Consider the following 26,472-nt stretch of genomic DNA (forward strand, 5'->3'; position numbering starts at 1 on the left):
AATCGCCATCGAGTTAAGGAACGCCACCGTGGGCCTGCCCCGCATTCCCCGCTATCCCATGCCCGCCGCCGAGGAGCTGCCCGCCAACCGGGTCTCCTGGACGGTGGACCCGGCGCGCGCCGTCCTGCTGGTGCACGACCTGCAGAACCACTTCCTGGGCGCCTTCGACACCGAAGCCGCGCCGGTGCCCGAACTCCTCGGCAACGTCGCCGCGTTGGCTGAGGCCGCCCGCGCCGTCGGCGTCCCCGTCGTGTACTCGGCGCAGCTCGGCGGGCAGAGCCCCGCCGAGCGCGGACTGCAGCAGGACTTCTGGGGCCCGGGAATCCCGGACGACCCGCGGGCCACCGCGATCGCCGAGGCCGTCGCCCCGGCGCCGGGCGACACCATGCTCACCAAGTGGAAGTACAGCGCCTTCGTGCGCACCGGGTTGGAGCAGCTGCTGCGCGAGCAGGGTCGGGACCAGCTGGTGATCACCGGTGTGTACGCGCACATCGGGGTGCAGGCCACCGCCTGCGACGCCTGGATGCAGGACGTCCAGGCCTTCGTGGTGGCCGACGCGGTCGCCGACTTCGGACCGGCCGAGCACCACGGCGCGCTGGCCTGGGTGGCCGGGCGCTGCGGCATGGTCAGCACGGCGGAGGCCGTGCTCGGGGCGCTGGGTTCGGCCGCGCAGCCGGACGCGTCGGGTGCCTCGGACATCTCAGACGCCTCAGACGCCTCAGACGCCTCGGACGTCGCGGGAGTTGCGGAGAACGTGGAACTCGAAGGGGTGAGCGGCAAGTGACGGGCGTGGGCTTCACGGTGGAGCGGATCCGGGCCGAGGTCGCCGACCTGCTCGGCGAGGACCCGGCGGAGATCCCGCTGGACGAGAACCTGGTCGACTGGGGCCTGGACTCGATCCGGCTGATGACCCTCGCCGCGCGCTGGCAGGAGGCGGGCGCCGAGGTGGCGTTCGTCCAGCTCGCGGAGCGCCCGGCGATCGAGGCCTGGGCCGAGCTGCTGGGCGCGGCGTGATGGCGGCGGGGGTGGGCGAGGCGGTCCGGGACGCGCTCCGGGGCGTGGAACCGTCCGCGGTGCCCTCGGTGCTTTCGGCCCCGGAGTTGCCTTCGCTGCCCCGCCGTACGGTGCGGTACCCGGCGACCACCGTGGTGGGACCGGTCGAGGCGCAGGCGGCGCGGACGCCGGACGCGCCGGCGCTGGTGCTCGCGGACGGGGAGACCGTCGGCTACCGGGAGTTGAACGCCTCGGCCAACCGGCTGGCGCGCGCCCTGGCCGCCCGTGGGGCCCGTCCGGGCACGGTCGTCGGCCTGGCAGGACTCTGGCGTCCGGTGGAGCTGCTGACGGCGCTGCTGGCGGTGGCGAAGTCCGGCGCGGCGTACCTGCCGTTGGACCCGGCGGACACGCCCGGGCGGAGGGAGTGGCTGCTCGCGGAGAACACTCCGGTCTGCGTGCTGGGGGAGGGGGTGCCGGGGGCACTGGCCGGGCTGGAGACGGACGGCGAGCTGCCCACCGACCCGCCCCGGGCGCTTACGCCTCAGCACCTGCTCTGTGTCGGGTACGGCCCGGGCGGGCGCCCGACCGCCGTCCGGCTCACCCACGGGGAGGCGGACCGCCGGGTGCGCGAACTCCAGGCGGCCCACCCGCTGGGGCCGGGCGACCGGGTGCTGCACCTGGGTCTGCCGCTCTGGGAGTACCTGTGGCCGTTGCGGACGGGCGCCGCCGTGGTGCTCGCCGACCCGTGGCAGGAGGGCGAGGTCGGAACACTGGTCAGGGAGTTGGGCGTGACGGCGGTGCGGGTGGCGCCAGGGGTGCTGCTCGGCGGGTGACAAGATTCAGCGAACAGATTTCAGCGAACAGATGATGAAATCTGTTCGCTGAATCTTGTTCGCTGTTCCCCGCCCGCTGTCACCCGCCGCTCAGCGTGCCCCGGCGGCCGGTGGCACCCGCCGCCAGGTCCGCCGCCGTCCACGCCATCGCCACCGCGCCGTCCAGCACCGCCCGCTCCGCCTCCACGCCCAGCGCCGCCTCGGCGAACGCCGCGTCGTGCGGGGCGCAGGCGCCGCCCGTGATGTCCAGCACCGGATGGATCGACGGCACCGCGTGCGACACGTTCCCCATGTCCGTGCAGGCGAACGGCCCGCTCTCGACCGGCTCCGGCCGGCCGAGGGCCGCCGCGTTGGCCCGCCACAGCGCCAGTAGGCGGGGATCGGAGCGCATGTCCAGGTAGTCCGGCTCGGGCCTGGTCAGCTCCACCTCGCAGCCGGTGGCGAGCGCCCCGGCACGGAAGCAGTCCTCGACCCGGGAGCGCAGTTCGGCGAGGTCCTCGGCCACCGAGGCCCGGATCTCGTACTCGGCGCTCGCGCTGTCCGGGATCAGGTTCGGCGCCGTCCCGGCCGCCGTGGTGATGCCGTGCACCCGCCACTGCGGCGGGAGTTGCTGGCGCAGCAGGCCGATCGCGACCTGGGCGACGGTCAGCGCGTCGGCGGCGTTGCGCCCCCGGTGCGGGTCGAGGCTGGGGTGGGCGGCGCGCCCGGTGTAGCGGACGGACAGCGTGCCGAGCGCGAAGGAACGGAAGTCGGCGACCTCGACCGGGCAGGGGTGGACCATCATCGCGGCGTCCACCCCGTCGAAGGCCCCGGCCTCCAGCAGCAGGGCCTTGCCCGCCCCGCGCTCCTCGGCCGGCGCGCCGATCACCCGTACGGTGAGCCCGAGCCGGTCCGCGAACGGGGCGAGGCCGAGCGCCGCGCCGATCCCGGCGGCGGCGATCAGGTTGTGCCCGCAGGCGTGGCCGAGCCCGGGCAGCGCGTCGTACTCGCAGACCAGCGCGACGGTGACCGGCCCGCTGCCGAGGCGTGCGTCGAACGCGGTGGCCAGGCCGTGGGCGGGCGCGGTGACCGAGTAGCCGTGTTCGCGCAGCAGTTCGGCGCACCAGGCGGCGGCGCGGTGCTCCTCGAAAGCGGTTTCGGGGTGGGCGTGGATGCGGCGGCTGAGCGCGAGCAGCTCGCCCCGGTGCGCGTGGACGCGGTCGCGTACGGCCTGCTTGACCTCGGCGGGAGGGGTGGCCGAGGGAGGGGTGATCGCGGCCGGAGCGGTCGGGGGCTCGGTCTGGGGCATGGGTGGCGTCTCCGGGGTGTCAGGGGCCCGACCGTACGGGGCCGTTGACCAGATCATATGAAGTTAGATTAGGCTAACCTAAGTAAGGCGTTCCGGATCCCCGAGGAGCTCTCCACCCCATGCCTGCCGTCGAAACCCAGATCGCCGACAGCCAGACCGCCGACATCCCCCTGCTCGCCGCCCAGGCCGCCATCTGGTACGCCCAGGCCCTCGATCCCGCGAGCCCGGTCTACAACACCGGCGACGCCGTCGAGATCACCGGCCAGCTCGACGAGGACCGGTTCGAACAGGCGCTGCGGCAGGCGGTGGACGAGGCGCAGGCCCTGAACGCCGTCGTCGTCACCGGCCCCGACGGCACGCCCCGTCAGCGGCTGCGCCCCGGCCGCCACTGGCCGCTGCACCGCCTCGACCTGCGCGCCGCCGCCGACCCGGCCGCCGAGGCCGAGGCCTGGATGCGTGCCGACCTCGCCCGCCCGGCGGACATCGCCGAGGGCCCGCTGTTCACCCACGCGCTCATCCGGCTCACCGAGGACCGCCGGGTCTGGTACCGCCGCATCCACCACCTCGCCGTCGACGCCTACGCGTTGACCCTCCTCGGCGACCGGGTCGCCGCCCTCTACGCCGCCCGCACCACCGGCGCCGAACCCGCCCCGAGCCCCTTCACCGGACTCGCCGAGGCCGCCGCCGAGGAGGCCGCCTACCGGGAGAGCGCGGAGTACGAGGCCGACCGCGCCCACTGGTCCGCCCGGATGGCCGACGCCGACACCCCGGCGACCCTCCCGGGCACCCCCGAGCCCACCGGCGGCGACCAGGCCGACCAGGCCGGAAGCCTTGAGGCCGGTGCCACCGGCGCCGCGTCCGGCGCATCGATCCGCCTCGCCGCCGACCTGCCCGCCGGCACCCGCGACCGCCTGGAGCGCGCCGCCGGAGCGGTCCGCGCCACCTGGGCCGAGCTGCTCCTCGCCGCCGCGGCGGGCTACCTGCACCGCCTGACCGGCACCCGGGACGTCGTCCTCGGCCTGCCGCTCGCCAACCGCCGGGGCCCGGCCGCCCTGCGCACCCCCGTCGCCGCCGCCAACGTGCTCCCGCTGCGCCTCGCCGTCCGTCCCGCCGACAGCGCGGAGGCCCTGCTGCGCGCTGTGGTCCGCGAGCTGCGCGCCGTCCGTCGCCACCAGCGCTATCCGCTGGAGGACCTGCGCCGCGACCTCGCCCGCACCGGCGACCGCCGCGCCCTGTTCGGCCCGATGGTCAACATCAAGGCCTTCGAGAGCGACCTCGACCTGGCCGGCCTGCCCGGCACCGTCCGCAACCTCGCCGCCGGCCCGGTCGACGACCTCGCCCTGAACGTCTCGCCCGGCCCGGACGGCGCGCTGCGCCTGGTCATCGACGCCGACCCGGCCCGCTACGGCGCCGCCTCCCTGGCCGCCCACCGCGACGGACTGCTGCGCTACCTCGACGCCCTCGCCGACCAGTTGCTCTCCGACCCGCAGGCGCCGATCGCCCGGATCGACTTGCTCGACGCCGAGGGCCTGCGCCGCGCCACCGAAGGCCGCGCCGAGCCCCCGGCCGAGCGGACCGTGCCCGAGCTGTTCGCCTCCCAGGCCGCCCGCACCCCGGACGCCGTGGCCGTCCGCTCCGGAACGGCCGCACTGACCTACCGGCAGCTCGACAACGCCGCCAACCGGCTCGCCCACCGGCTGACCGCCCTCGGCGTCCGGGCCGGCGCACCGGTCGCCATCGCCCTGCCGCGCAGTACCGACACCCTGGTCGCGATGCTCGCCGTGCTCAAGGCGGGCGGCGCCTGCGTCTCGCTCGACCTCGCCCACCCCGCGCAGCGCCTCGCCGCCGTGCTGGCGGACGCCCGCCCGGTCTGCGCGATCGGCACCGCCGAGTCCCTCGCCGGCCTCGACCTGCCCGCCGACCTGCCGACCGTCCGGCCCGCCGTAGAGCCCGTCAGGTGGCCGGAGGAGGTCGACAGCGAGCACGGCAGCGAGGCCGAGATCGCCCCACCCGGCCCCCAACCCCACCACCCCGCCTACGTTTTGCACACCTCGGGCTCCACCGGCCGCCCCAAGGGCGTGGTGGTCACCCACGCCTCGCTGGCCAACCTGCACGCGGGCCTCGGCGAGGACCACATCGCCCCCGCACTGCGCCGCACCGGCCGCGACCGGCTGCGAGTCGCCCACAGCGCCTCGTTCGCCTTCGACGCCTCCTGGGACCCGGTGCTCTGGATGGTCCACGGCCACGAGCTCCACCTGCTGGACGACGCCACCTACCGCGACCCGGCCGCGCTCGCCGCCCACCTCGACCGCGAGCGCATCGACTACCTCGACCTCACCCCCTCCTACCTCGAAGTCCTGCTCGCCGAAGGCATCCTGGACGAGGGCCGGCACCGCCCGTCCGTCCTCGTGGTCGGCGGCGAGGCCACCCCGCCCGCCCTCTGGCAGCGCCTGACCGCCGTCCCCGGCCTGCACCCGGTCGACCTCTACGGCCCGACCGAGACCACCGTCGACGCCTACGCCTGGACGCCGGGCCCGGACGGCGCCCCGCACGGCCGGGTGGTGCGCGGCTCCCGCGCCTACGTCCTGGACGGTTCGCTGCGCCCCGCGCCCGACGGCGTCACCGGCGAACTGTACGTGGCCGGCGCCTGCCTGGCCCGCGGCTACCTCGGCCGACCCGACCTCACCGCCGAGCGCTTCCTCGCCGACCCGTTCGGCCCGCCCGGCAGCCGGATGTACCGCACCGGCGACCTCGCCCGGCGCCGCCCCGACGGAACCCTGGAGTTCCTCGGCCGGGCCGACGACCAGGTGAAGATCCGCGGCTTCCGGATCGAGCCCGGCGAGATCGCCGCCGTCCTCGCCGAACTTCCCGGCGTCGCCCAGGCCGTGGTGATCGCCCGCCCCGGCCCGCAGGGCAAGCGGCTGCTCGGCTACGCCGTCCCGGAGAGCGGCAGCGCGCCCGACCCGGACGGGCTGCGCGCCGCGCTGGCCGCCCGGCTGCCCGCGCACATGGTCCCGGCGGCCGTCCTGCTGCTGGACGAACTGCCGCGCACCGCCCACGACAAGCTCGACCACCGCGCCCTGCCCGAGCCGGCCGCCGCCACCGAAGGCGCCGCCCCGGCCACGCCCCGGGAGGAACTGGTCTGCGGCCTGTTCGCCGAGGTCCTCGGCCTGCCGCAGGCACCCGGCCGGGACGCCTCCTTCTTCGACCTCGGCGGCCACTCGCTGCTCGCCGGACGCCTGGCCGCCCGGCTGCGCGACACCTTCGCCGTGCCCGTCGGCTTCGCCGACGTCTTCCGGCAGCCGACCCCGGCCGGCCTCGCCGCGCTGCTCGGTGAGGCTCCCGGCGCGGGCGCGGGCGCGGAGGCCGAGCGCCGTCCCGTCCCGGTGCCGCGTGCCGAACGGATGCCGCTCTCGCCCGCCCAGCGCGGCCTCTGGTTCCTGCACCGCCTCGAAGGCCCCAGCCCCACCTACAACATCCCGCTGGCGCTCACCCTCACCGGTCCGCTCGACCGGTCCGCCCTCGTCCTCGCCCTCGGCGACCTCGTCGCCCGGCACGAAGTCCTGCGCACCGTCTACGGGGAGGAGCCGGACGGCACGCCGTACCAGCGCATCCTGCCCCCGTCCCCCGTCGAACTGCATGACGCGGCCGACGAGTTGGCGGAGGCCGTCCGGTATGCCTTCGACCTGGCCGCCGAACCGCAGCTGCGCGCCACGCTGTTCGCCGATGGCCCCGAGCGGCACACCCTGCTCCTGCTGCTCCACCACATCGCGAGCGACGGCGCCTCCACCACCCCGCTGCTGCGCGACCTGGCCGCCGCCTACACCGCCCGGACCGCCGGACAGGAACCCGAACTGGCCGATCCCGCCGTTCAGTTCGCCGATCACGCGGTCTGGCAGCGGGAGCGGCTCGGCACCGCCGAAGCCCCCAGCCCGCTCGCCGTCCGGCTGACCGAGCACTGGCGCACCGCGCTCGCCGGACTCCCCGACCAGCTGGAGCTGCCCCTCGACCGCCCCCGCCCGGCCGTCGCCGGGCACCAGGGCGCCACCGTGCCCTTCGCGCTCGCCGCCGAGGCGCACGCCGCCCTGGCAAGGCTCGCCCGGGCCGCCGACAGCACCGTCTTCATGGCCGTCCAGGCCGGGCTCGCCGCACTGCTCACCCGGCACGGCGCCGGCACCGACATCCCGGTCGGCACCCCGCTGGCCGGCCGCGAGGACGAGGAGACCGCCGCACTGGTCGGCTACTTCGTCAACTCGGTGGTGCTGCGCACCGACACCTCCGGCGACCCCACCTTCCGCGAACTGCTGGCCCGCGTCCGGGGCACCGTGCTCGCCGCGCACGAGCACGGCGAGCTGCCCTTCGACCGCCTGGTCGAGGAGCTCAACCCGGCCCGCTCGCTCGCCCGCCACCCGCTGTTCCAGGTGATGCTCGCCTGGCAGAGCCGACCGGACGAGCGGATCGCCCTGGGCGGCGGTCTGACCGCCGAGATCGCCGCGATCCCCAGCGGTACCGCCAAGTTCGACCTCACCCTCAACGCCGGCGAACTGCCCGGCGGTGGCATCGGCGGTTTCCTGGAGTACCGCACCGACCTCTTCGACGCCGCGACCGTGACCGCTCTCGGGGAGCGCCTGGCCAGGCTGCTCACCGCCGCCGCGAGCGCCCCCGACACCCCGATCGCCCGGCTGCCGCTGATCAGCGAGGAGGAGCGGCAGCGCGCCCTGGTCGAGTGGAACAGTGCCCCCGCCGGCTCCACTCCGAGCGCCGCCGCGAGCGTCGTCCCGAGCGCCACTCCGCGCCGCACCCTGCCCGAGCTGTTCGAGGCGGCCGCCGCCGCCCACCCGCGCGCCGTCGCGGTCAGCTACCGCGACGAGCAGCTCGACTACACCGAACTCGCCGCCCGCGCCGACCGGTTGGCCCGACTGCTGGCCGCCGAGGGCATCGGCCCCGGCACCATCGTCGCGCTCGCCCTGCCGCGCTCGCTCGAACTCGTCGTCGCCCTGCTGGCGGTGGCCAAGTCCGGCGCCGCGTACCTGCCGCTCGACCCCGACTACCCGGCCGACCGCCTCGCCTACATGCTGGCCGACGCCGCCCCCGCCGCCCTGCTCACCGACCGTGCCACCGCACCCCGGCTGCCCGCCCACGAGGTGCGGCGACTCCTGGTCGACGGGCCCGAGTCCGCCGCCTTCCCCGCCACCCCGCTGGCCCAGCACGAGCGCACCCGCCCGCTGCGGGCCGAGGACACCGCGTACGTCATCTACACCTCCGGCTCCACCGGTCGCCCCAAGGGCGTGCCGGTCACCCACCACAACGTGGTCCGGCTGTTCGGTGCCACCGACCACTGGTTCGGCTTCGGCGCCGAGGACGTCTGGACGCTGTTCCACTCCTGCGCCTTCGACTTCTCGGTCTGGGAGCTGTGGGGCGCCCTCCTGCACGGCGGCCGGCTGGTCGTCGTCCCGCACCTGGTCAGCCGCGACCCGGCGGCCTTCCTGGAACTGCTCGCCCGCGAGCGGGTCACCGTGCTCAACCAGACGCCGTCCGCCTTCTACCAGCTCAGCGCCGCCGACCGGGACCGCCCCGGCAGCGAACTCGCCCTGCGCTACGTGGTGTTCGGCGGCGAGGCGCTCGAACTCGCCCGGCTGGACGACTGGTACGACCGGCACGCCGAGGACGCGCCCACCCTGGTCAACATGTACGGCATCACCGAGACCACCGTGCACGTCTCGTACATCGCCCTCGACCGGGCGAGCGCCGCCGCCGGGAGCAGCAGCACCATCGGCGTCAACATCCCCGACCTGCGGGTCTACGTCCTCGACCAGTACCTCCAGCCCGTCCCGCCCGGCGTCACCGGCGAGATGTACGTGGCCGGGGCGGGCCTGGCCCGCGGCTACCTCGGCCGCCCCGAGCTGACCGCCACCCGCTTCGTCGCCGACCCGTACGCCGGACTGTTCGGCGAGCGCGGCACCCGGATGTACCGCTCCGGAGACCTCGCCCGGCGCCGCCCCGACGGCGTGCTGGAGTACTTCGGCCGCGCCGACCAGCAGGTCAAGCTGCGCGGCTTCCGGATCGAACTCGGCGAGATCGAGGCCGTGTTGGCCGCCCACCCGGCCGTCGCCGACGCCGCGGTGGTGGTCCGGGAGGACGCGCCGGGGGACAGGCGGCTGGTCGGCTACGCGGTGGGCACCGCCGAGCCGGACGAGCTGCGCGCCCACGCCGCCGCCGAACTGCCCGTCCACATGGTCCCCTCCGCCGTGGTACTGCTCGACCGCCTGCCGCTGACCGCCAACGGCAAGCTCGACCGCCGTGCCCTGCCCGCCCCCGAGGCCCCCGCCGCGGGCGCCGGCCGCCCACCGCGCACCCCGCGCGAGCAGCAGCTGTGCGAACTGTTCGCCGAGGTGCTGGGCGTGGCCGCGGTCGGCGTCGAGGACGACTTCTTCGCGCTCGGCGGGCACTCGCTGCTGGTCGTGCGCCTCGCCGGTCGGATCCGTGAGGTGCTCGGCCTGGAGGTGGGCATCGGCGCGCTGTTCCAGGCGTCCACCGTGGCCGCCCTGGACGCCGCCCTCGCGGCGGGCGCGCCGGACACCGACGCCCTGGACGTGCTGCTCCCGCTGCGGCCGGTCGCCCCCGGCCGGCAGCGCCCGCTGTTCGCGGTCCACCCGGCCGGCGGCCTCAGCTGGTGCTACACCGGCCTGATCCGCAACCTGCCCGGCGAGGTGCCGATCTACGGCCTCCAGGCCCAGGGCGTCGGCGCCGCCACCGCCGGGCTCCCCTTGCCGGGATCGCTGGAGGAACTGGCCGCGCACTACGCCGACCGGCTGCGCGAGGTCCAGCCCGAGGGCCCGTACCGGCTGCTCGGCTGGTCCACCGGCGGGATCATCGCGCACGCGGTGGCCGTCCGGCTCCAGGAGCTGGGCCAGGAGGTCGAGTTGCTCGCCATCCTGGACGCCTACCCGGCCGAGGGCTTCCGGGATCTGCCCGTCCCCGACCAGGCCGAGGCGCTGGAGGCGCTGCTCACCATGGGCGGCTTCGGCCCCGAGGACCTGAACGGCCGGCCGCTCGAACTCGGCTCCGTCACCGAGCTGTTGCACCGCGAGGGCAGCCCGCTCGCCGGACTGGACGACGCCACCGTGGCCGCGCTGAACGGGATCTACCTGAACACCAACCACCTGGTCCGCGGCTACGACCACCGCCGCTTCGACGGCGACGTGCTGTTCTTCCGGGCCACCGTCGACACCATCGACGACACCCTGGTGCCCGAGCTGTGGGAGCCGTACGTGTCCGGCCGGATCGCCAACACGAATGTGGCCTGCTCCCACAAGGACATGACCCTGCCCGCCCCGATCGCGCACATCGCGAGCGTGATCGCCGACCACCTCGCCGACCTCCCGAAGGCGACCGACGATGCTGGAGACCACCGATGAGTGACGCCCCCGCCAACCCCTTCGACGCCGACGGCGAGTTCCTCGCGCTCGTCAACGCCGAGGGACAGCACTCCCTGTGGCCCGCCTTCGCCGCCGTCCCGGCCGGCTGGAGCGTCGCCCACGGCCCGTGCGAGCGAGCGGCCGCCCTGGAGTGGATCAGCACGCACTGGACCACCCTGTGACCCCTCCGGCGGTCGAGACCCCGGCGCGCCCCCTGCTCGCGGGGCGCGCCGCGGTGGTGGTCGTCTACACGGCCGCGATGTGCATGAACGGCCTGGACTCGACCATCGTCAACCCGGCCCTGTTCAGCATCGCCGAGGACTTCGGCCGGCCGGTCTCGGCGGCCAACGCGGTGGAGACGGCCTTCCTGGTCGGCCTCGCCCTCGGCCTGCCGGTGGCCGGCTGGCTCGGTGACCGGTACGGCGTCAAGCGCGTCTTCCTCGGCTCGCTCGCCGCTTTCACCCTCGCCTCCGCGCTCTGCGCGGCGGCACCCGGCCTGGGCGCGCTGTCCGCCGCCCGGGCCGTCCAGGGGGTGGCCGGCGGGCTGCTCACGCCGGTCGGGATGACCCTGCTGTTCCGGGCCTTCGCCCCGCACGAGCGGGCCGGCCTGGGCCGCGTCCTGATCGTCCCGACCGCGCTGATGCCCGCGCTCGGGCCGCCGCTCGGCGGCTTCCTCACCGAACACCTCTCCTGGCACTGGCTGTTCCTGGTCAACGTGCCGATCGGGGCGGCGGCCGTGCTCATCGGGCTGTTCGGCCTGCGCGGCGCCGAGGAGCCCCCGGCAGGTCGCTTCGACACCACCGGCTTCCTGCTCGCCACCCCCGGCCTCGGCCTGCTCACCTACGCCCTCGGCTTCGGTCCGGCGCACGGCTGGACCTCCCCGGGCGTGGCCCTCGGCGGGCTGCTCGGCCTGGCCCTGCTGGGCGCCGCCGTACGGCACCAACTGCGCACCGTCGAACCGCTGGTGGACCTGCGGCTGCTCGCCGACCGGACCTTCGGCGCGGCGAGCCGGCTCGCCCTGCTGACCTCGGCCGGGCTGATGGGCGCGCTGTTCGTGCTGCCCCTGCTCTACCAGGCGGCGCGCGGCGCCACCGCCCTGGACGCCGGGCTGAGCGTCTTCCCGGAGGCGATCGGCCTGATGGCCGCCTCGCAGGTGGTGGACCGCCTGCTGCCCCGCCTCGGCCCCCGCCGGCTCGCCCTGCCCGGGCTGCTGCTGGCGGCGCTCGTCCTCGCCGCCCTGGGCTTCGCGGAGAACCCCTGGGCCGTAAGGGCGTTGATGTTCGCGGTCGGCCTGGTCCTGGGCACCGCCGTCCTCACCGTCCAGATCGCCGGCTTCGCCGACGTCCCCGGCCCCGCCATGGGCCGCGCGATGGGCCTGTTCACCATCCTGCGCACCCTCGGCGGAGCCCTCGGCATCGCCGCCACGGCAGCCCTCATCGGCGCGTTCGGCGACGGCACGGGCGCGGGCCCGTACCGCCTTGCACTCCTCCTCACGGCAGCGCTGGTCGCCGCCGGCGCCGCCTTGGCCCGCCGCCTCCCCACCGAGGCCCCCGGCCCGCCCCCGGAGGACTGACGGCGCAGCGGTCCATCGCGCCTCCGGTGCTCCGACTGTCGTACGGTGGTCGGAGCACCGGAGGAGAGCGCATGAACCCTGAGCACTACCGTCTGCTCGAAGGGGTCCGCCGCAGCCTCCCGGACGGCTACAAGGCCGAGATGTCCGGCGACCTCATCCTCTGCAGGCGTCACCGCCGTCGATGCACCAGCTCAATCTGCGATCGTCCAGCGCCAGTTCGAGGCGCACTGCCCGGCCGGGTACTCCCGACAGGGAACAGCGACCTCTCCTCGCCCGAGGTCGGTTCGGTCCGGAACCCCGACCTCACCTACCTGCCCGAGGACGTCATCGAGCTGGGTCACGAGATCCCGGCCGAACTGGCACTGATCGCCGTCGAGGTCGTCTCGCCCTCCAACCCCGACAACGACTGGAGCGGGAAGGTCCGCGACCACCCGCGGTTGGGCTTCCCGCTCTACCTGATCGTGGACCCGCGGCAGAAGACGGTGACGCTGTTCTCCGAGCCCAACCGCGACCGCTACCACACCCGGACGGAGCGGGAGTTCGGCGAGAAGATCCGGATCCCCGCGCCGTTCGACTTCGAGCTGGACCTGGCCCGGCTGGTCCCCTACCGGAACTGACCCGCGTCGGGGCCGTTGACCCGGGCGAAGCCGACGAAGTCGGCCCAGGCTTTGGCGGTGAAGGTGAGTTGAGGCCCGGTCTTGTCCTTGGAATCGCGGACATGGATCGCGCCCTTGGCGGAGGCGACCTCGACGCAGTTTCCGCCTTCGGTCCCGCTGTGGCTGGACTTGAACCAGGCCAGTTCGGTGCTCATAGTTCCTCCGCGAGCTTGCTGATGAACTCCGCCGAGGCCTCGGGGGTGAGAGCCTTCCTGAGGATCATTTCATGGCGCTGATAGAGCTGGTTGACCTTGTCCGGCTCCGAAGAGAGTAGTCCCATCGATTGGCCTTCTTCATATGCGAGACGGTCATGTTCGGGCGTCTCAAGCAGGACGAAGGGCCCGTTGAGACCAGGGTGGGCTCCTGTGTCCGGCACCACCTGAACCGCAATGTGGCGAGGCTTTCCGCTGGCGAGCAGGTGGAGGAGTTGGCGACACTGCTCGTCGATGCTCCCGATCGGGCGTCGCAGCACGTGCTCTTCGATCAGGAAGTTGAATGATTTGGTCTGGGTCTTCAGCAGTTCCTGCCGTTGTAGACGAGCAGCGACGCGTTCCTCGACGGTCTCGTCGTCCATGGGCGGCCAGTGTGCGTGCAGGAGCGATCGTACGGTCTCCTCGGTCTGAAGCAGGCCCGGGATGAGCTGATTCTCGTACGAGCTGTGGACGATGGCGGCGACCTCGTACCGCATGAAGTCCTCAGCGAAGTGGGGGTATTTCTCGGGCTTCAGATACTGCTCTCCCGCCGCAAGGATCCCCTTCGCGCCGCACATGTCGTCCGCTACCTGCAACATGTGCGCGGTCGGCCTCCGCCGTCCCGCCTCCATCGACCGCAGGCTCTCGATGCTGTAGCCGGCCTCGGCGGCCAGTTCCTCGCGGCTGACGCCGGCATGCGTCCGCCACAGCTTGATCTGGTTGCCGCAGTACCGCCACGACATCGGTGGCGGCGTGGCGGACGAGGACGCGTTCATGGGGTACCTCCAGGCCGATCGGTGCGGAGTTCGACGCTAGACGCCCGATGGCCTGGAGGTATGCGAATCAGCCCGGAACCATCCCCCCGGGCGACCCCAGCAGGTGGGCCAGCCCGTCGGCCAGGCCGCCGCGCCAGCAGGCGTAGTCGTGGCCGCCGTTGAACTCGCGGTAGGCGAGGTCGTAGCCGCGGGCGGTCAGGACGTCGCGCAGGTGGCGGTTCTGGGCGAGGAGCATCCACTCCTGGAGGCCGACCTCGATCCAGAACCTGGCCGGCCGCCGTTCCTCGGCGGCGAAGCGGCGGGTGAGCCATTCGCTGCCCGCGTCGAACTCGGTCTCGTCCGGCCACCAGAAGGAGCCGGACTGGGAGAGCGCGTTGCCGAAGCAGTCCGGGCGCTGGTAGGCGGCATAGGCGGCGGTGAGGCCGCCCGCGCTCTGGCCGGCGATGACGGTGGCGGACGGGTCGGCCGTCGCGCCGAACTCCGTCGTAGCCCATGGCAGCAGACGGTCGGCGAGGAGGTCGACGAAGGCCGGGTTGCAGCTCAGGTCGTCCGGCCGCTGGGGGCCCATGGTGTGCACGAGCAGCGCGACGGTCGGGCGGATCGCGCCGTCCGCCGTCAGGTTGTCGAGGGTGTCGCCGACGGACAGCACCTCGCCCCACATCTCGCCGTCCAGCAGCACCGCGACCGGGTACGGTCCGCCGTCCGCCTCGTGCGCCGCCGGGAGGTGGACGTCCACCCGCCGTCCGGCCACCGTGCGGGCGAGCGTCCGCCCGCGCGGCACGCCCTCGCGCCGCCGCACGTACGGCTGCGCGGGTGCGTCGGGCAGGCTGAGCACCGAGGCGGGGTGGCGGCCGTCGCGGGCCGGCAGCCGGGGCTCGGTGTCGTACGGGTCGGGGCGGGCGTGGTCGAGGACCCGCAGCCAGTCGGGGCGGGCGGTGCCGGGCGCCTCGCCGTGGAACGGGTACAGCTGGTACGAGGCACGGTGGTCGGCACGCAGCCGGTAGGTGATCGCCCACATCCCGTCCTCCTGGCGGGACATCAGATGCGGTGTCAGGTCCCCGGCGTGGCGGTCCTTGTCGGTGACGGTGTGCAGCAGCGCGAGCACGCCGTCGCAGTCCTCGTCCCGGTGGGTGAAGGTGACCAGGCGGTAGGCGGGGTCGTCGGGATCGGGGGCGATGAACGGGGTTTCCACAGCAGTGACTCCAAGAGGCTTAGGCGGGGCTGCCCTTGCGGCCGAGCAGCACCCAGAGCAGGAAGGGTCCGCCGAGGACGGTGGTGACGATGCCGACGGGGATCTCCACCCCGGCGAACAGCACCCGCCCCAGGGTGTCCGCGAGCACGACGAGCAGGGCGCCGGTCAGCGCCGAGCCGAGTACCGGCACCCGTGCGGGCCCGGCCAGCCGACCGGCGATCACCGGTGCGGCCAGGGCCACGAAGCCGACCGGCCCGCAGACGCCGACCGCCAGCCCGGCCAGTGCGACGGCCAGCAGCAGGCAGGCCAGCCGGACCCGGCCCGGGTCGACGCCGAGCGCGGAGGCGACGCTGTCGTCGAAGCGCAGCACGGCCAGCCGCCGGGCCACCACGAGGGCGAGCGGCACCAGCACCGCCAGCCCGATCAGCACGGGCGTGGCGACGGCGAGGTCCCGCCCGTTGAGGCTGCCGTTGGTCCAGATGTACAGCGAGCCGGCCGAGTTGAGCGAGCGCCGGGCCATCGCGACCTGGATGACGGCCGAGGCGAGCGCCGACATGGCGAGCCCGACCACCAGCACCCGGTAGCCGCGTGCGCCGAGCCCGCCGGAGGCCAGGGCGACGACCAGGACGGCGACCAGGGCGCCGAGCGGTCCCGCCCACCAGGCGCCGAAGGTGCCCGCGGCGCTGGCGGAGATCAGCACGGCGGCCGTCGCGCCGTCGTTGACGCCGAGGAGTTCGGGGGTGGCCAGGCGGTTGCGGGCGAGGGTCTGGGTCAGACAGCCGGCCAGGCCGAGGGCGGCGCCGGCGGCGAGCCCGGCGACGATCCGGCCGAGCCGGAACTTCTGCACCAGCAGCACGTCCAGCCGGTCGCCGTAGCCGAACACGGCCTGGAAGGTGCGGGCGAGGCCGAGTTCGCTCTGCCCGGCGTGCGCCGAGACGACCACCGCGGCCAGCAGCGCGGCGGCCAGGCCGAGCGAGGCCAGCAGTGCCCGGTGCGGCAGCAGCAGCGACCAGGCGCCGTACCGCAGCGTCAAGTCCGGTCTGGGTAACGTCGGTTCTTCGCGGCGCGGTGGTGGAGTGGGCGCGGCCGGGTCGGCCATGGCGAGGGCGGCGGAGCGCCGGGAGCGGACGATCGCGATCAGGGCCGGGGCGCCGATCAGCGCGACGATCACCGACACCGGTGCCTCGAAGGGCCGGGCCACCACCCGGGCGAGAATGTCCGAGCCGGTCAGCACGGCGGCGCCGAACAGCGCGGCGAGCAGGGTGAGTCGGCCGACCCGGGGGCCGGCGACGGTGCGGGCGAGGAAGCCGGAGAGCAGTCCGAGGAAGGCGACCGGCCCGGCCAGCGCGACCGCGGAGGCGGTCAGCAGGGTGACGGCGACGGCGACGGCGGCCCGGGTGGCACCGGGGCGGTGGCCGAGGCCGCGGGCGAGGTCGTCGCCCAGGGCGAGCGCGGTGAGCGGCCGGGTGGTGAGCGCGGCGAGCAGGAACCCGGCGCCGAGCACCGGGGCGAGCTGGCGCAGCGTCGTCCAGCCCTCCACCCCGGCCAGCGAGCCGAGCACCCAGACCCGGTACCGCTCGTACGCCTCGGGCGAGTTGACGATCAGCACGTCGGTGAGCCCGCGGAAGATCGCCGCGACGGCGGAGCCGGCGAGCACCAGCCGCATCGGCGAGCCGCCGCCCCGGGTGCTGGCGACCAGCAGCACCACGGTGCTGGCGAGCACCGCGCCGCCGAACGCGAAGGCGAGGTAGCCGAAGGAGGTCTGCACGCCGAGCACGGCGATGCCGAGCACGACGCCCAGCGAGGCGCCGGCGTTGACGCCGAGCAGGCCGGTCTCGGCCAGCGGGTTGCGGGTGACGGACTGCAACTGCGCGCCGGCGACGCCGAGCGCGGCGCCGACCAGCAGGGCGGTGAGGGTGCGCGGCAGCCGCAGGTCGCCGACGACCAGGGCGAGTCGGCCGTCGGCGCGGGCGCCGTCGCGGTTCAGCAGGTAGTCCAGCACCCGGCCGGGGCCGACTTCGCCGGCGCCGACCGACAGTGACAGCGCGGCCAGGGCGAACAGGAGCAGCACCGCCGCCGTGACGGCCGGCCAGGTGGGGCGGGTGCCCTCGGGCCGACGGCTGCGCCCGCCCGGTGGCGGCGAGTCCGGCGCGGTGGCGGGGGGCGCCGGGTGGACGCCGGCTTGCGACAATGTCATAAGGTAAGGCTAACCTAATGTCGAGCCCGTCCCGTGGGGCACCCGTAAGGCACCCGTGGGGCACTTCCGCCCCGCCGAGCTGCCCGGACGCCGCTCAACTCCCGTACCACCGTTGCCCGGAGGCACTCATGCCGTTCGCCCGTCGCCCGCTCAGCCCCGTCCGCCGCCGTGCGGCCCAGGCGCTGGCCGTCACCGGGGCGGCCGCGCTCCTGCTCACCGGCTGCGGATCCTCCGGCTCCTCGTCCTCGGGTTCGTCCGCGGCCGCCTCCCCGGCGGCTGACGCGGCGGGCGGCGGCAGCGGAAACGGCGGAAACGGCGGCAAGCGGACCGTCAAGGACGCCACCGGCAAGGCCGTCGAGGTCCCCGCCGAGCCCAAGCGGATCGTCACCCTCACCCAGGAGGACCTGGACGCGGTGCTCGCCCTCGGCGTCAAGCCGGTCGGCATCACCAACGGCCAGGGGCTCGCCGAGCCGCCCGCCTACCTCAAGGACAAGGTGCAGGGCGTCCCGGTGGTCGGCAACCTGCTCCAGCCGGTGATGGACAAGGTGATCGCCGCCAAGCCCGACCTGATCCTGGCCGGCGACATGCAGGACGAGCAGGTGCTCAAGCAGCTGCGCGAGATCACCCCCGCCACGCTGGTCACCATGGCACCCACCGACGACTGGAAGCTCGCCTTCCGGGGCATCGGCAACGCCGTCAACAAGCTCGACCAGGCCAACAAGGTGATCGGCGACTACGAGGCCAAGGCCGCCAAGGCGGGTGGCGAACTCACCAAGAACAAGGGCGCCGCCGTCTCCATCGTGCGCTGGAACCCCACCGGCCCGAGCTGGATGGAGAAGAAGCAGTTCGCCGGCGGCGTCGCCCTGGACATGGGCCTGACCCGCCCGGCCGCGCAGGACAAGGACGGCAACGCCCACAGCCCGGCGCTCAGCCTGGAGAAGCTGGGCGAGATCGACGGCGACTGGCTGTTCCTGTCCACCCTCACCGACGACGGCAGGGCCGCGCTCAAGGACGTCCAGTCCAAGCCCGCCTACCAGGACCTGGGCGCGGTGAAGAACAACCACACCGTCACCGTGGACGGCTCGGTCTGGTCCACCCGGGGCGGCCCGCTCGCCGCCGACGTCGTCATCGGCGACTTCTCCAAGGCGCTCGCGGGCAACTGAGCGGACGCCGGCGGAGGGTCGAGGGGGAGCTGTCATGGAGTTGACGATCGAGGGACTCGGCGCCGGCTACGGGCCGGGGCGCCCGGTGCTCGGCGGCGTCGACCTGACCGTCCCGGCCGGGCGGGTGGTCGCCGTGGTCGGCCCGAACGGCTGCGGGAAGTCCACCCTGCTGCGGGCCGTCGCGCGGCTGCACCGGCCGGACGGCGGGCGGGTCCTGGTCGGCGGCGAGGACGTGTGGCGGCTGCGCCCGCGCCAGGCCGCCCACCGGATCGCGCTGCTGCCGCAGAGCCCGCAGGCCCCGGAGGCGGTCACCGTCGGCGGACTGGTCCGCTACGGCCGCCACCCGCACCAGGGGCTGTTCCGCCAGTGGTCGGCGGAGGACGAGCGGCTGACCGCCGAGGCCCTGCGCGCCACCGGCGTGGCGGACCTCGCCGACCGCCGGCTCGACCGGCTCTCCGGCGGCCAGCGCCAGCGCTGCTGGCTGGCGATGGTGCTCGCCCAGGACACTCCGGTGGTCCTGCTCGACGAGCCGACCAGCGCGCTCGACCTCGGGCACGCGGTGGAGGTGCTGGAGCTGGTCCGCCGGGTCGCGGCGGGCGGGCGGACGGTGGTCATGGTGCTGCACGACCTCGCGGCGGCCGCCCGCTACGCGGACCTGCTGGTCGCGCTGCGGGACGGCGCGGTGGTGGCCTGCGGGCCGCCGCGCGAGGTGGTGGACGCGCCGCTGGTGCGGGCGCTGTACGACATCGACAGCCATGTGCTGGCGGCGCCGGGCGACGGGGCTCCGGTGATCGTGCCCCGGGCGCCGCTGGGCTGACGGGGTGCGGGGACTGGCGGGGCGGCTGCGTGGGGGCAGCCGCCCCGCCCTGCCGTTCTGCTGTCCGGGGCGCTGTCCGCTCTGCTGTCCGCGCTGCTCCGCCGCGATCTTCGATCACTCGTTCGAGTGGTTTGAACTCTGCATGTCAGGGCCCAGGTTCACCCCGCCCGTCGCGTTGTCAGTGGGCCTCGCTACGTTCCTCGCATCGCTGGTCAGCAGGCGATCGACAGGTGTTTCCCCGGTGGGAGGAGTACGGCCGTGGCATGGGTGGAGACGGGCGCGGGAGGGTACCGCGTCGCGCTCGACGGGGAGGGCAGGGTGGTGTGCCGCAACGCGGCGGGCCGCGACCTCAAGTCCCTACCGTCGAAGCTCGGTGACGACCCGGTGGTCGCCCAGCTCAAGCAGCTCGCCGAGTGGCTGGCCGCGCACGAGCGGGGCTGCCGGCAGGACGTCGAGCGCTGGATGGTCCGCTCGCTGCCGGTGCCCGCCGCCGTGCTCACCGCGGTGTGGCCGGACGAGGCCTGGCAGGGCGTCCTGAAGGACCTCGTGGTCACCGCCACCGACGGCTCCGTGGCCGGCTTCCTGCGCGGCGCCGACGCCGAGCGCGGCCTCGGCCTGGTCGACCTGGACGGCGACACCGTGCGCCTCACCGACGGCGAGGTCCTGATACCGCACCCGGTCCTGCTCCAGGACCTCGACGAGCTGCGCGAGTTCGCCGTCGAGCTCGGCGTCTCCCAGCGCGTCCAGCAGCTCTACCGCGAGGTCTGGCACCGGCCCGCGGAGCTGCCGGCCGGCACCGAGGTCACCACCTACGCCGGCGGCCGCTACCGGGAGCTGCGCGAGCTGCTCGGACGCAGCGCCAGGCTCGGCTGCCGGGTCCGCGGCGGCTTCGCCGTCCAGCCCGTCACCGAGGGCGGCCGCACCGTCGAGGCCCGGGTCTGGGCGGGCGACTACTACGAGTACGACGAGTGCGAGACCGGCGCGCTCAGCTGGGCCGGCCCCGACGGCCGCGCCCTGCCGCTCACCGAGGTCGGGCCGGTCGCCTGGTCCGAGGGCATGCGGATGGCCGCCGCCCTGTACGCGGGCCGCACGATCCAGGGGGAGGAAGCCGAATGACCGCCACCACGAACCCGACCGCCACCACGAACCCGACCGCCACCACGAACCCGGCCGCCGTCAGGCCCGAGGAGCTGCTCGACGCCGGAGCCGTGCTCCCGTCCGGCACCCTGCCCGACGTCGGCCGCCCCGACAGCGGCGCCGACGTGCTCACCGCCCGCACCTACACCCACCCCGCGCTCGACGGCCGCCGGATCGTCCGGCTCGTCCCCGGCGCGCTCGGCCCCGCCGAGGACCTCGCCCTCGACTTCCTCGGCCTGGCACCGCAGGCCGCGCCCGCCGAGGTCGGCCAGGTCCGCCAGGAGGCGCTCGGCTTCCCCGCCTGGGCGCTGGTCCACGACCCGGCCAACGGCCACCACGCCCTCGCCCTGGTCAAGGAGATGGAGCGGCTCGCCCGCCAGGCCACCTCCAAGCCCGGCGCTGCCAAGGACGGCTTCGACGAGCTCGCCACCCGCCTCGGCCGGGCCGTCCCGCACTTCCTGCCCACCTTCTGCGAGGAGGTCGGCCGGATCTTCCTCCGCCACGAGAACCAGACCTACGCCGCCGCCTGGTTCGGCAAGGCCCGCGAGGCCGAGCGCACCCACGGCCTGACGGTGGACGAGGAGCGGCTGCGCGCCGTCTTCCTGGAGTTCGCCCTGGCCGGCGCGCTCACCGTCAAGTCCCTGCGCCAGTACGTCAAGGAGCTCGCCCAGCGGCTCGACCCGCTGACCGCCTGGCAGCGCTTCCGCCAGCTGTGCACCGAGCGCTCCGCGGCCGGCATGGCCCCGTACGCCGGGGTCGCCGAGGACGCCCGCGCCCTGATCAAGGCCGCCGGGCTGGACCGCACCGAGCACGAACGGGCGCTGCTCGCCGAGCTGCTGGACTCCCCGGCGGTCAACCGGGCACCCGCCGCGTTCTGGAAGTCCTGGCACGGCGCGCTGGTCGAGCTCGGCCGCAGCGACGCGGCCGTACGCACCCGGCTGCTGGAACTCATGCCCGACCCGGCCTCCGCCGACCCGGGCCCGCACGACACCGCCTGGCTGGCGGTCCTCGCCGAGACCGGCGCCGAGGCCCTGCTCACCGGCCCCCGCCCCGAGGGCGCCGAACCCGCCGCCGCCTGGCTCCAGCGCTGGTGCCACCACCACGGCCGCGGCTGGCGCAGCCGGCGGCCCAGCTGCCCGGACACCCTCGCACTGGCCGGCCGGATGGTCGAGCGGCTGAAGGCCGACGCCGTCCCGGTGGACCTCCACACCGGCATCCGCGCCAGCCGGACCAGGATCGACCTGCTGGACCTCCTGCTGACCGCGGGCGTGCCGGTGGCCGACCCGCCGGAGGGCCTCGGCTTCGAACTGCAGGACTGGGTCGCGGAGTGCGGCCCGGACAGCCCCGCGCTCGCCGCCGTCGGCGCCGACGAGCGCTACCGGCCGGTGCTGCGCCGCGCCACCCCGGCCGCCTGGGCTACGGCCGCCAAGCGCGAGGTGCCCGCCCTGCCGCTGCTGAACGAACTGTTCGCCGAGTGGGCCGAGGAACGCGCCGAGGAGCTGTTCGCCGCCCGCGGCCTGGCCGCCGTCACCGACCTGGTCCGCTCCTTCGGACAGCACCGCACCGCCGTCCGGACGGTGGCGCCGGCCGTCGCCGACCGGGTCGCCGCCCTCGACGTCGCCGCGCTGCTCACCGACGCCCTCCGAGCCGGCATCCTGGACGAACTCGGCTGGCCCGCACTGGAGGAGGCGCTCGGCGCGCTCGCCGACCCGCCCGCCGACGACGCCCCGCAGCACCCCGCCCCCAGCCTGGGCGGCGCCGGCCTGAGCGGCCTGATCATCGAGGACGCCTGGCCGCACCTGATCCTCGCCCGCCTCGACCGGGCCGTCGTGGTCGGCCCGGAGGGCATCGTGCTGGAGCACACCCTGCGCGTGCCCGAGTCGCGGCACCAGCACAACCGGCCCAGGCTGCGCCTGGTCGACGGCGAGCTGCTGGTCGTCTGGTACCAGGACGGCAAGCAGCTCGCGTACTGGTCCAGCCGCCCGGACGAGCAGTTCGAGCTGGCGGGCGAGACCATCGCCGGCTACTACTACCGCGACCGGGAGCCCGAGGCGCCGTCCCTCCAGCTGCCCGGCGGCGGCCGCACCACCGGCGAGCGCCCGCTGCACGCCGGCGACACGCGAATGCCCGAGGAGCACCGTGTCCTCGGCGACGGCACCGGCTACTGGACGGCGCGCCGCTCCTCCGGCGGCGAGGCCGTGCTGCGCGAACTCGACCCGGCCACCGGCACCCTGGGCCGCACCGCCGAACCGCCGGTGATCGCCGCCACCGCCGCGGCAGGCCGGCTGGTCCAGCGCAGCACCTGGCTGCTGCCGCTCCAGCCCGGCCTGGAGGGGACGCCGCTGGGCACCGACGGCACCGTGCTCGGCAACTGGGTCCGGGTCGAGCCCGGCAAGGCCGTCACCGCCTTCACCGCCGACGGACAGCGGATCGTGCTGCCGCCGGCCGCGCAGCAGGCGGGCTCCTTCCCGGTCGGCCGGCTCGCCCTGCCCGGCGCGGCCTCCCCGGTGGTCAGCCACACCGCCGGCGACCACTTCTCGCTCAACCTGCCCGACCTCACCGGCGGCGCCGACCGCACGGTCGACCTGCGCCCCTGCCACTCCGGCGAACTCTCCGCCGCCGGCACCCCGCTCGTCCCGCCGTACCCGCACTGGCACGCCCTGCGCCCGCGCGACGAGGCGGGCTCGAAGGTGCTGCGCACCGTCACCGCCGAGCAGGCCGCCCGGCTGATCGACGCCGCCTGGCCGACCGACACCGAGCCGGTCCCCGAGGACGAGCAGTGCTGGCTCACCGTCCAGGGGGTGCGCCGTCCGCTCGCCCGGCGCAGCCCGCGCACCCTGCCCGTCCAGGAGGTCGGCGCGATCCTGCCCGGCATCGCGCACCCGCTGCTGCTGGCCGGCGTCGCCGGGCTCGCCCGCCTCGCCGCCGGCCTGCTGGACCGGATCGCCCGGTTCGCCCCGCAGCCGGAGGCCGAGCGCCCGAGCAAGAAGCAGGACACCGAGTGGCAGCCCGAGCACGGGCGCGACCACGAACTGCGCGACGCCGTGCGCGCCGTGCTGCCCGAGACCGGCGGCTTCGGCAGCAGCTGGGGCTCCGCCGAGCGCTGGTGGGTGCTCAACAACCTGCGTGCCGTCACCGGTGTGCTGGCCGCCCCGCCCGCCGCCGACGGCGAGGGCTGGAGCAGCCCCGCCACCGTCACCCTGCGCAACGGCGACGCCAGCCACGGCTGGCTGCACCTGCTCGGCCGGATCCACGCGCTGGCCCACGCGGTGGCCTCGCCGTTCACCGATCCCGCCCACCGCTCCTCGCTGGCCCTGCTGCTGGGCGAGCTGACCAGGGGGCCGCTGGCCGACCGCGGCGCCACCCTGCGCGAGACCGTCCTCGCCGAGCAGGCCCCGGAGCCCGTCAACGCCACCGGCGGCCGGCCGGTCGCCCACCGCCAGGGCGAGGTGCTGCGGCACGGCGGGCGCACCGTCGTCATCCTCGGCCAGCAGCGGCAGTTCACCGACGGCACCGTGCACTGGCTCGCCGTCGACCACGACCCGAGCGGGGAGTTCGGGCCCGTCGCCCACTTCACCACGGTCGAGGAGCGCGGCACCGAGGAACTGGTCGACGCCGCCTGGGTCGCCGCGTTCCGGCGGGTCGCCGCGCTGCGCGGCGCCGTGCCGTGGGACGGCGCCAGGGCCGAGGCCTTCGGCGGGCTCACCGGCATCGGCACCGCCCGCTCCGCCCTGCTGCTCGGATCGCCGTCCGGCCTGCTGTACTGGACGGACATCGCCGTTCCCGCCGAGCTGGAGCTCAAGTCGGCGGCGTTCAAGGCGGCCAGGCAGTGGCTGCGGCGGCACGACCACGACGGCCTCGCCGCCGTCTGGGGCGCCCTGCTGCCCGCCGACCCGGAGACCCTGTGGACCGACGGGCCGGACGTCGCCGCCGGCGCCGAGGAGTGGATCCGCCGCTTCGGACGGCTCGTCACCCTCCCCGAGGAGGCCCTGGCCACCGTCCAGGGCGTGTCCATCGACACCGTCGAGGCGGTGCTCAACCCCGCCCGCACCCCGTGGCTGACCGGCCGTACCGGCTTCCGGCTCACCGAGTCGGGCGGGGCCGGCCCGCGGCTGGTCCCCGAGGACGACTCCGCCGTCCCCGAAACGGGCGCGCTGGGCTCCACCATCGCCGCACTGCGCTGGCTCGCCTACCACCTGCCCGCCGACAGCCCGCTGCGCCCGCTGCTGCCCGCGGCCGCCGACGCGCTGCGCGACCGCCTGTCCGATCCGGAGCTGCTGCTCGACCTCGACCTGATGCGCACCGCCACGAGCGCCTCGCTGTCCGCCGTCCTGCGCACCCACTTCGGTCTGCCCGCCGAGGGCGGCGCCGACCGGGACGGTCTGGTGCGCTGCGGACCGGCGCTCGTCCTGACGCCGTACCACGAGGAGGCCGAGCGGGTCTGGCTGCGTCCGGCCGCCCTCACCGGACCGGACGACCCGCTGCTCGAACTGCTGGAGGGGCTGTCCAGCAGCTACTGGTTCCCGGCCGAACGGCGGGCCATCGAGTCCGTGCTGCGCGGTGAGCCGCAGCGGTTGGCCGCCTCCGCCGCCGCGGTGCCGGCCCCCGGTGAGGGCCCGGCCTGGCTGCAGAACCCGCAGCTGTCCGTCCCCGAACTGGTCGCCGAGGTGTCCCGCGCCCACGGCCTGGGCGAGGACGCCGCCGCGCTCTACCTCCAACTGCTCGCCCTGCCCGACCCGACCGACCGCAACGCCGCCCGCTGGACGGGCTGGAAGCCCGCCCGGCTGAAGAAGGCCCGCGCCGAACTCGCCGCCACCGACCTGGTGCTGGAGGCCAAGCGCGCCCGGGCCGGCCGCAGCCTCTTCCTGCCCGGTGGCTGGCAGGAGGCCAAGGCGCCCGGGCTGCCGGCCGAGACCTGGAAGGCCGCCCTGTACGAACTGCCCACCCACCGGCCCGCGCTGGTCACCCTGCCCGTCCCCGAGCTGTTCGCCCGGGCCTGGCAGCGGACCGTCGACGGCGACGCCCCCGGTTACGAAGAGCTCCAGACCAGCAAGCGCAGGAAGGCCCGCCGATGACCGCCGACCAGACCACCACCGGCGCGACCACCACGGTCGCCGCCGCGGACCGGCAGACCGTCCCGCCGGAGGAGAAGTACGCCGCCGAACTGGAGTTCCTGGCCGCCCACGACAGCGGCCCGCGCCCGCCCGGCTGGCGCCTGACCCCGCGTGCCGTGGTCACCTTCGTGATGGGCAGCGGCGGCGAGAAGCTCAAGGCCGGGCGCAAGGGCCTGATCATCGAGCCGAAGTTCGTCGGCGAGCGCGCCCTGGTCGAGCGCTGCGTCGTCACCCTCGCCGGGGAGCGCGGCCTGCTGCTCGTCGGCGAGCCCGGCACCGCCAAGTCCATGCTCTCCGAGCTGCTCGCCGCCGCCGTCTGCGGCAGCAGCGCGCTCACCGTCCAGGGCACCGCCGGCACCACCGAGGACCAGCTCAAGTACGGCTGGAACTACGCCCTGCTGCTCGCCAAGGGGCCCAGCCGCGAGGCCCTCGTCCCCTCGCCGGTGCTCACCGCGATGACCACCGGCGCGGTCGCCCGGGTCGAGGAGGTCACCCGCTGCCTGCCCGAGGTGCAGGACGCCCTGGTCTCGCTGCTCTCGGAACGCCGCATCGCCGTCCCCGAGCTGGCCGGCACCCCGGACGGGCAGCTGCACGCGGCGGCCGGCTTCACCCTGATCGCCACCGCCAACCTGCGGGACAAGGGCGTCAGCGAGATGTCCGCGGCGCTCAAGCGGCGGTTCAACTTCGAGACGGTCGGCCCGATCGGCAGCCTCGCCGCCGAGGTCGACCTGGTCCGCCGCCAGTCCACCGCCGCCGTGGCCAGGGCCGGCGCCGCCTACGCGGTGGACGACGCCGTCCTGGAGGCCCTGGTCACCGCCTTCCGCGACCTGCGCACCGGCCGCTCCACCGAAGGCTGGGACGTCGAACGCCCGTCCACCGTGATGAGCACCGCCGAGGCGGTCTCCGTCGCCACCTCGCTCGGCGTCAGCGCCGCCTACCTGCCCGACGGCGGGGACCTGCTCGGCCGGCTGCCCGGCCAGCTGCTCGGCGTGGTCCGCAAGGACGAGCCCTCCGACGCTGCCCGGCTGCTCGGCTACTGGGACGGCCCGGTCCGCCGCCGCGCCGAACAGGGCGCCGCCACCTGGCGCACCCTGTGGGACCTCCGCTCGGCACTGGAGGCCTGA

General features: G+C 75.1%; 15 protein-coding genes and 2 pseudogenes. 12 read left to right on the top strand and 5 right to left on the bottom strand.

The genetic code is table 11. The features are described from left to right. Positions 1–28: 28 nt before the first annotated feature. The 3 genes and pseudogenes from ACZ7RU_RS22045 to ACZ7RU_RS22055 all read left to right on the top strand — a co-directional run. Positions 29–646: pseudogene (locus ACZ7RU_RS22045) on the top strand (isochorismatase family protein); the annotation flags it as partial. Positions 647–780: 134 nt separating this feature from the next. Further along, positions 781–1,014 carry a phosphopantetheine-binding protein gene (locus ACZ7RU_RS22050; protein WP_387757559.1) on the top strand — a complete coding sequence of 78 codons (234 nt, stop codon included), beginning with the start codon at positions 781–783 and terminating at the stop codon, positions 1,012–1,014. Positions 1,015–1,073: 59 nt separating this feature from the next. Continuing rightward, positions 1,074–1,826, top strand: coding sequence for an AMP-binding protein (locus ACZ7RU_RS22055; RefSeq protein ID WP_470342630.1), 753 nt, complete (start codon positions 1,074–1,076; stop codon positions 1,824–1,826). 79 nt (positions 1,827–1,905) lie between these two features. Here the strand turns inward: ACZ7RU_RS22055 and ACZ7RU_RS22060 are convergent, their stop codons facing one another. Continuing rightward, complete coding sequence (locus ACZ7RU_RS22060) at positions 1,906–3,114, bottom strand: M20 family metallopeptidase (protein ID WP_470342631.1); 1,209 nt, start codon at positions 3,112–3,114, stop codon at positions 1,906–1,908. A gap of 119 nt (positions 3,115–3,233) precedes the next feature. On the opposite strand from ACZ7RU_RS22060, the gene ACZ7RU_RS22065 reads away from it, so the two are divergent. From ACZ7RU_RS22065 to ACZ7RU_RS22080, 4 genes are all read left to right on the top strand, one after another. Beyond that, positions 3,234–10,532: an amino acid adenylation domain-containing protein gene (locus ACZ7RU_RS22065; protein WP_470342632.1), complete on the top strand. Its 7,299-nt coding sequence runs from the start codon at positions 3,234–3,236 to the stop codon at positions 10,530–10,532. Beyond that, positions 10,529–10,714: an MbtH family protein gene (locus ACZ7RU_RS22070; protein ID WP_470342633.1), complete on the top strand. Its 186-nt coding sequence runs from the start codon at positions 10,529–10,531 to the stop codon at positions 10,712–10,714. The genes ACZ7RU_RS22065 and ACZ7RU_RS22070 overlap by 4 nt, the downstream gene beginning before the upstream one ends. Beyond that, positions 10,711–12,105: a DHA2 family efflux MFS transporter permease subunit gene (locus ACZ7RU_RS22075; RefSeq protein ID WP_470342634.1), complete on the top strand. Its 1,395-nt coding sequence runs from the start codon at positions 10,711–10,713 to the stop codon at positions 12,103–12,105. Before ACZ7RU_RS22070 ends, ACZ7RU_RS22075 begins: the two co-directional genes overlap by 4 nt. 71 nt (positions 12,106–12,176) lie before the next feature. Then, positions 12,177–12,722, top strand: a complete 546-nt coding sequence (locus ACZ7RU_RS22080) for a Uma2 family endonuclease (protein WP_470342635.1) — start codon at positions 12,177–12,179, stop codon at positions 12,720–12,722. Here the strand turns inward: ACZ7RU_RS22080 and ACZ7RU_RS22085 are convergent. The 4 genes and pseudogenes from ACZ7RU_RS22085 to fhuB all read right to left on the bottom strand — a co-directional run bounded on the left by ACZ7RU_RS22085 (position 12,710) and on the right by fhuB (position 17,117). Further along, positions 12,710–12,916, bottom strand: coding sequence for a DUF397 domain-containing protein (locus ACZ7RU_RS22085; RefSeq protein WP_470342636.1), 207 nt, complete (start codon positions 12,914–12,916; stop codon positions 12,710–12,712). The genes ACZ7RU_RS22080 and ACZ7RU_RS22085 overlap by 13 nt on opposite strands. Continuing rightward, on the bottom strand, positions 12,913–13,728 hold the full coding sequence (locus tag ACZ7RU_RS22090; RefSeq protein ID WP_470342637.1) for a helix-turn-helix domain-containing protein: 816 nt from the start codon (positions 13,726–13,728) through the stop codon (positions 12,913–12,915). Before ACZ7RU_RS22090 ends, ACZ7RU_RS22085 begins: the two co-directional genes overlap by 4 nt. A 67-nt stretch (positions 13,729–13,795) precedes the next feature. Next, positions 13,796–14,929 (bottom strand): annotated as a pseudogene (fes, locus tag ACZ7RU_RS22095) (enterochelin esterase); the annotation flags it as partial. A 10-nt stretch (positions 14,930–14,939) separates the two neighbouring features. Continuing rightward, positions 14,940–17,117: a Fe(3+)-hydroxamate ABC transporter permease FhuB gene (gene fhuB, locus ACZ7RU_RS22100; protein ID WP_470342638.1), complete on the bottom strand. Its 2,178-nt coding sequence runs from the start codon at positions 17,115–17,117 to the stop codon at positions 14,940–14,942. A 128-nt stretch (positions 17,118–17,245) separates the two neighbouring features. Between fhuB and ACZ7RU_RS22105 the strand changes: the two genes are divergently transcribed. The 5 genes from ACZ7RU_RS22105 (at position 17,246) to ACZ7RU_RS22125 (ending at position 26,472) form a co-directional block, all read left to right on the top strand. Then, a complete protein-coding gene (locus ACZ7RU_RS22105) occupies positions 17,246–18,280 on the top strand; it encodes an ABC transporter substrate-binding protein (RefSeq protein WP_470342639.1) in 1,035 nt (344 codons plus the stop codon). Between the two features lie 34 nt (positions 18,281–18,314). Beyond that, positions 18,315–19,097 (top strand): ABC transporter ATP-binding protein, encoded by a 783-nt coding sequence (locus tag ACZ7RU_RS22110; protein ID WP_470342640.1) that lies wholly within the window; start codon positions 18,315–18,317, stop codon positions 19,095–19,097. A gap of 258 nt (positions 19,098–19,355) precedes the next feature. Beyond that, a complete protein-coding gene (locus ACZ7RU_RS22115) occupies positions 19,356–20,213 on the top strand; it encodes a DUF4132 domain-containing protein (RefSeq protein ID WP_470342641.1) in 858 nt (285 codons plus the stop codon). Continuing rightward, positions 20,210–25,309 carry a hypothetical protein gene (locus ACZ7RU_RS22120; protein ID WP_470342642.1) on the top strand — a complete coding sequence of 1,700 codons (5,100 nt, stop codon included), beginning with the start codon at positions 20,210–20,212 and terminating at the stop codon, positions 25,307–25,309. The genes ACZ7RU_RS22115 and ACZ7RU_RS22120 overlap by 4 nt, the downstream gene beginning before the upstream one ends. After that, positions 25,306–26,472, top strand: coding sequence for an ATP-binding protein (locus tag ACZ7RU_RS22125; protein WP_470342643.1), 1,167 nt, complete (start codon positions 25,306–25,308; stop codon positions 26,470–26,472). Before ACZ7RU_RS22120 ends, ACZ7RU_RS22125 begins: the two co-directional genes overlap by 4 nt.

Source organism: Kitasatospora sp. NPDC114501, from assembly GCF_055633695.1.

Coding starts and splice junctions, on each gene's coding strand:
- ACZ7RU_RS22060 (WP_470342631.1), bottom strand. CDS start 3,114: ATGCCCCAGACCGAGCCCCCGACCGCTCCGGCCGCGATCACCCCTCCC.
- ACZ7RU_RS22065 (WP_470342632.1), top strand. CDS start 3,234: ATGCCTGCCGTCGAAACCCAGATCGCCGACAGCCAGACCGCCGACATC.
- ACZ7RU_RS22070 (WP_470342633.1), top strand. CDS start 10,529: ATGAGTGACGCCCCCGCCAACCCCTTCGACGCCGACGGCGAGTTCCTC.
- ACZ7RU_RS22080 (WP_470342635.1), top strand. CDS start 12,177: ATGAACCCTGAGCACTACCGTCTGCTCGAAGGGGTCCGCCGCAGCCTC.
- ACZ7RU_RS22085 (WP_470342636.1), bottom strand. CDS start 12,916: ATGAGCACCGAACTGGCCTGGTTCAAGTCCAGCCACAGCGGGACCGAA.
- ACZ7RU_RS22090 (WP_470342637.1), bottom strand. CDS start 13,728: ATGAACGCGTCCTCGTCCGCCACGCCGCCACCGATGTCGTGGCGGTAC.
- fhuB (WP_470342638.1), bottom strand. CDS start 17,117: ATGACATTGTCGCAAGCCGGCGTCCACCCGGCGCCCCCCGCCACCGCG.
- ACZ7RU_RS22105 (WP_470342639.1), top strand. CDS start 17,246: ATGCCGTTCGCCCGTCGCCCGCTCAGCCCCGTCCGCCGCCGTGCGGCC.
- ACZ7RU_RS22110 (WP_470342640.1), top strand. CDS start 18,315: ATGGAGTTGACGATCGAGGGACTCGGCGCCGGCTACGGGCCGGGGCGC.
- ACZ7RU_RS22120 (WP_470342642.1), top strand. CDS start 20,210: ATGACCGCCACCACGAACCCGACCGCCACCACGAACCCGACCGCCACC.
- ACZ7RU_RS22125 (WP_470342643.1), top strand. CDS start 25,306: ATGACCGCCGACCAGACCACCACCGGCGCGACCACCACGGTCGCCGCC.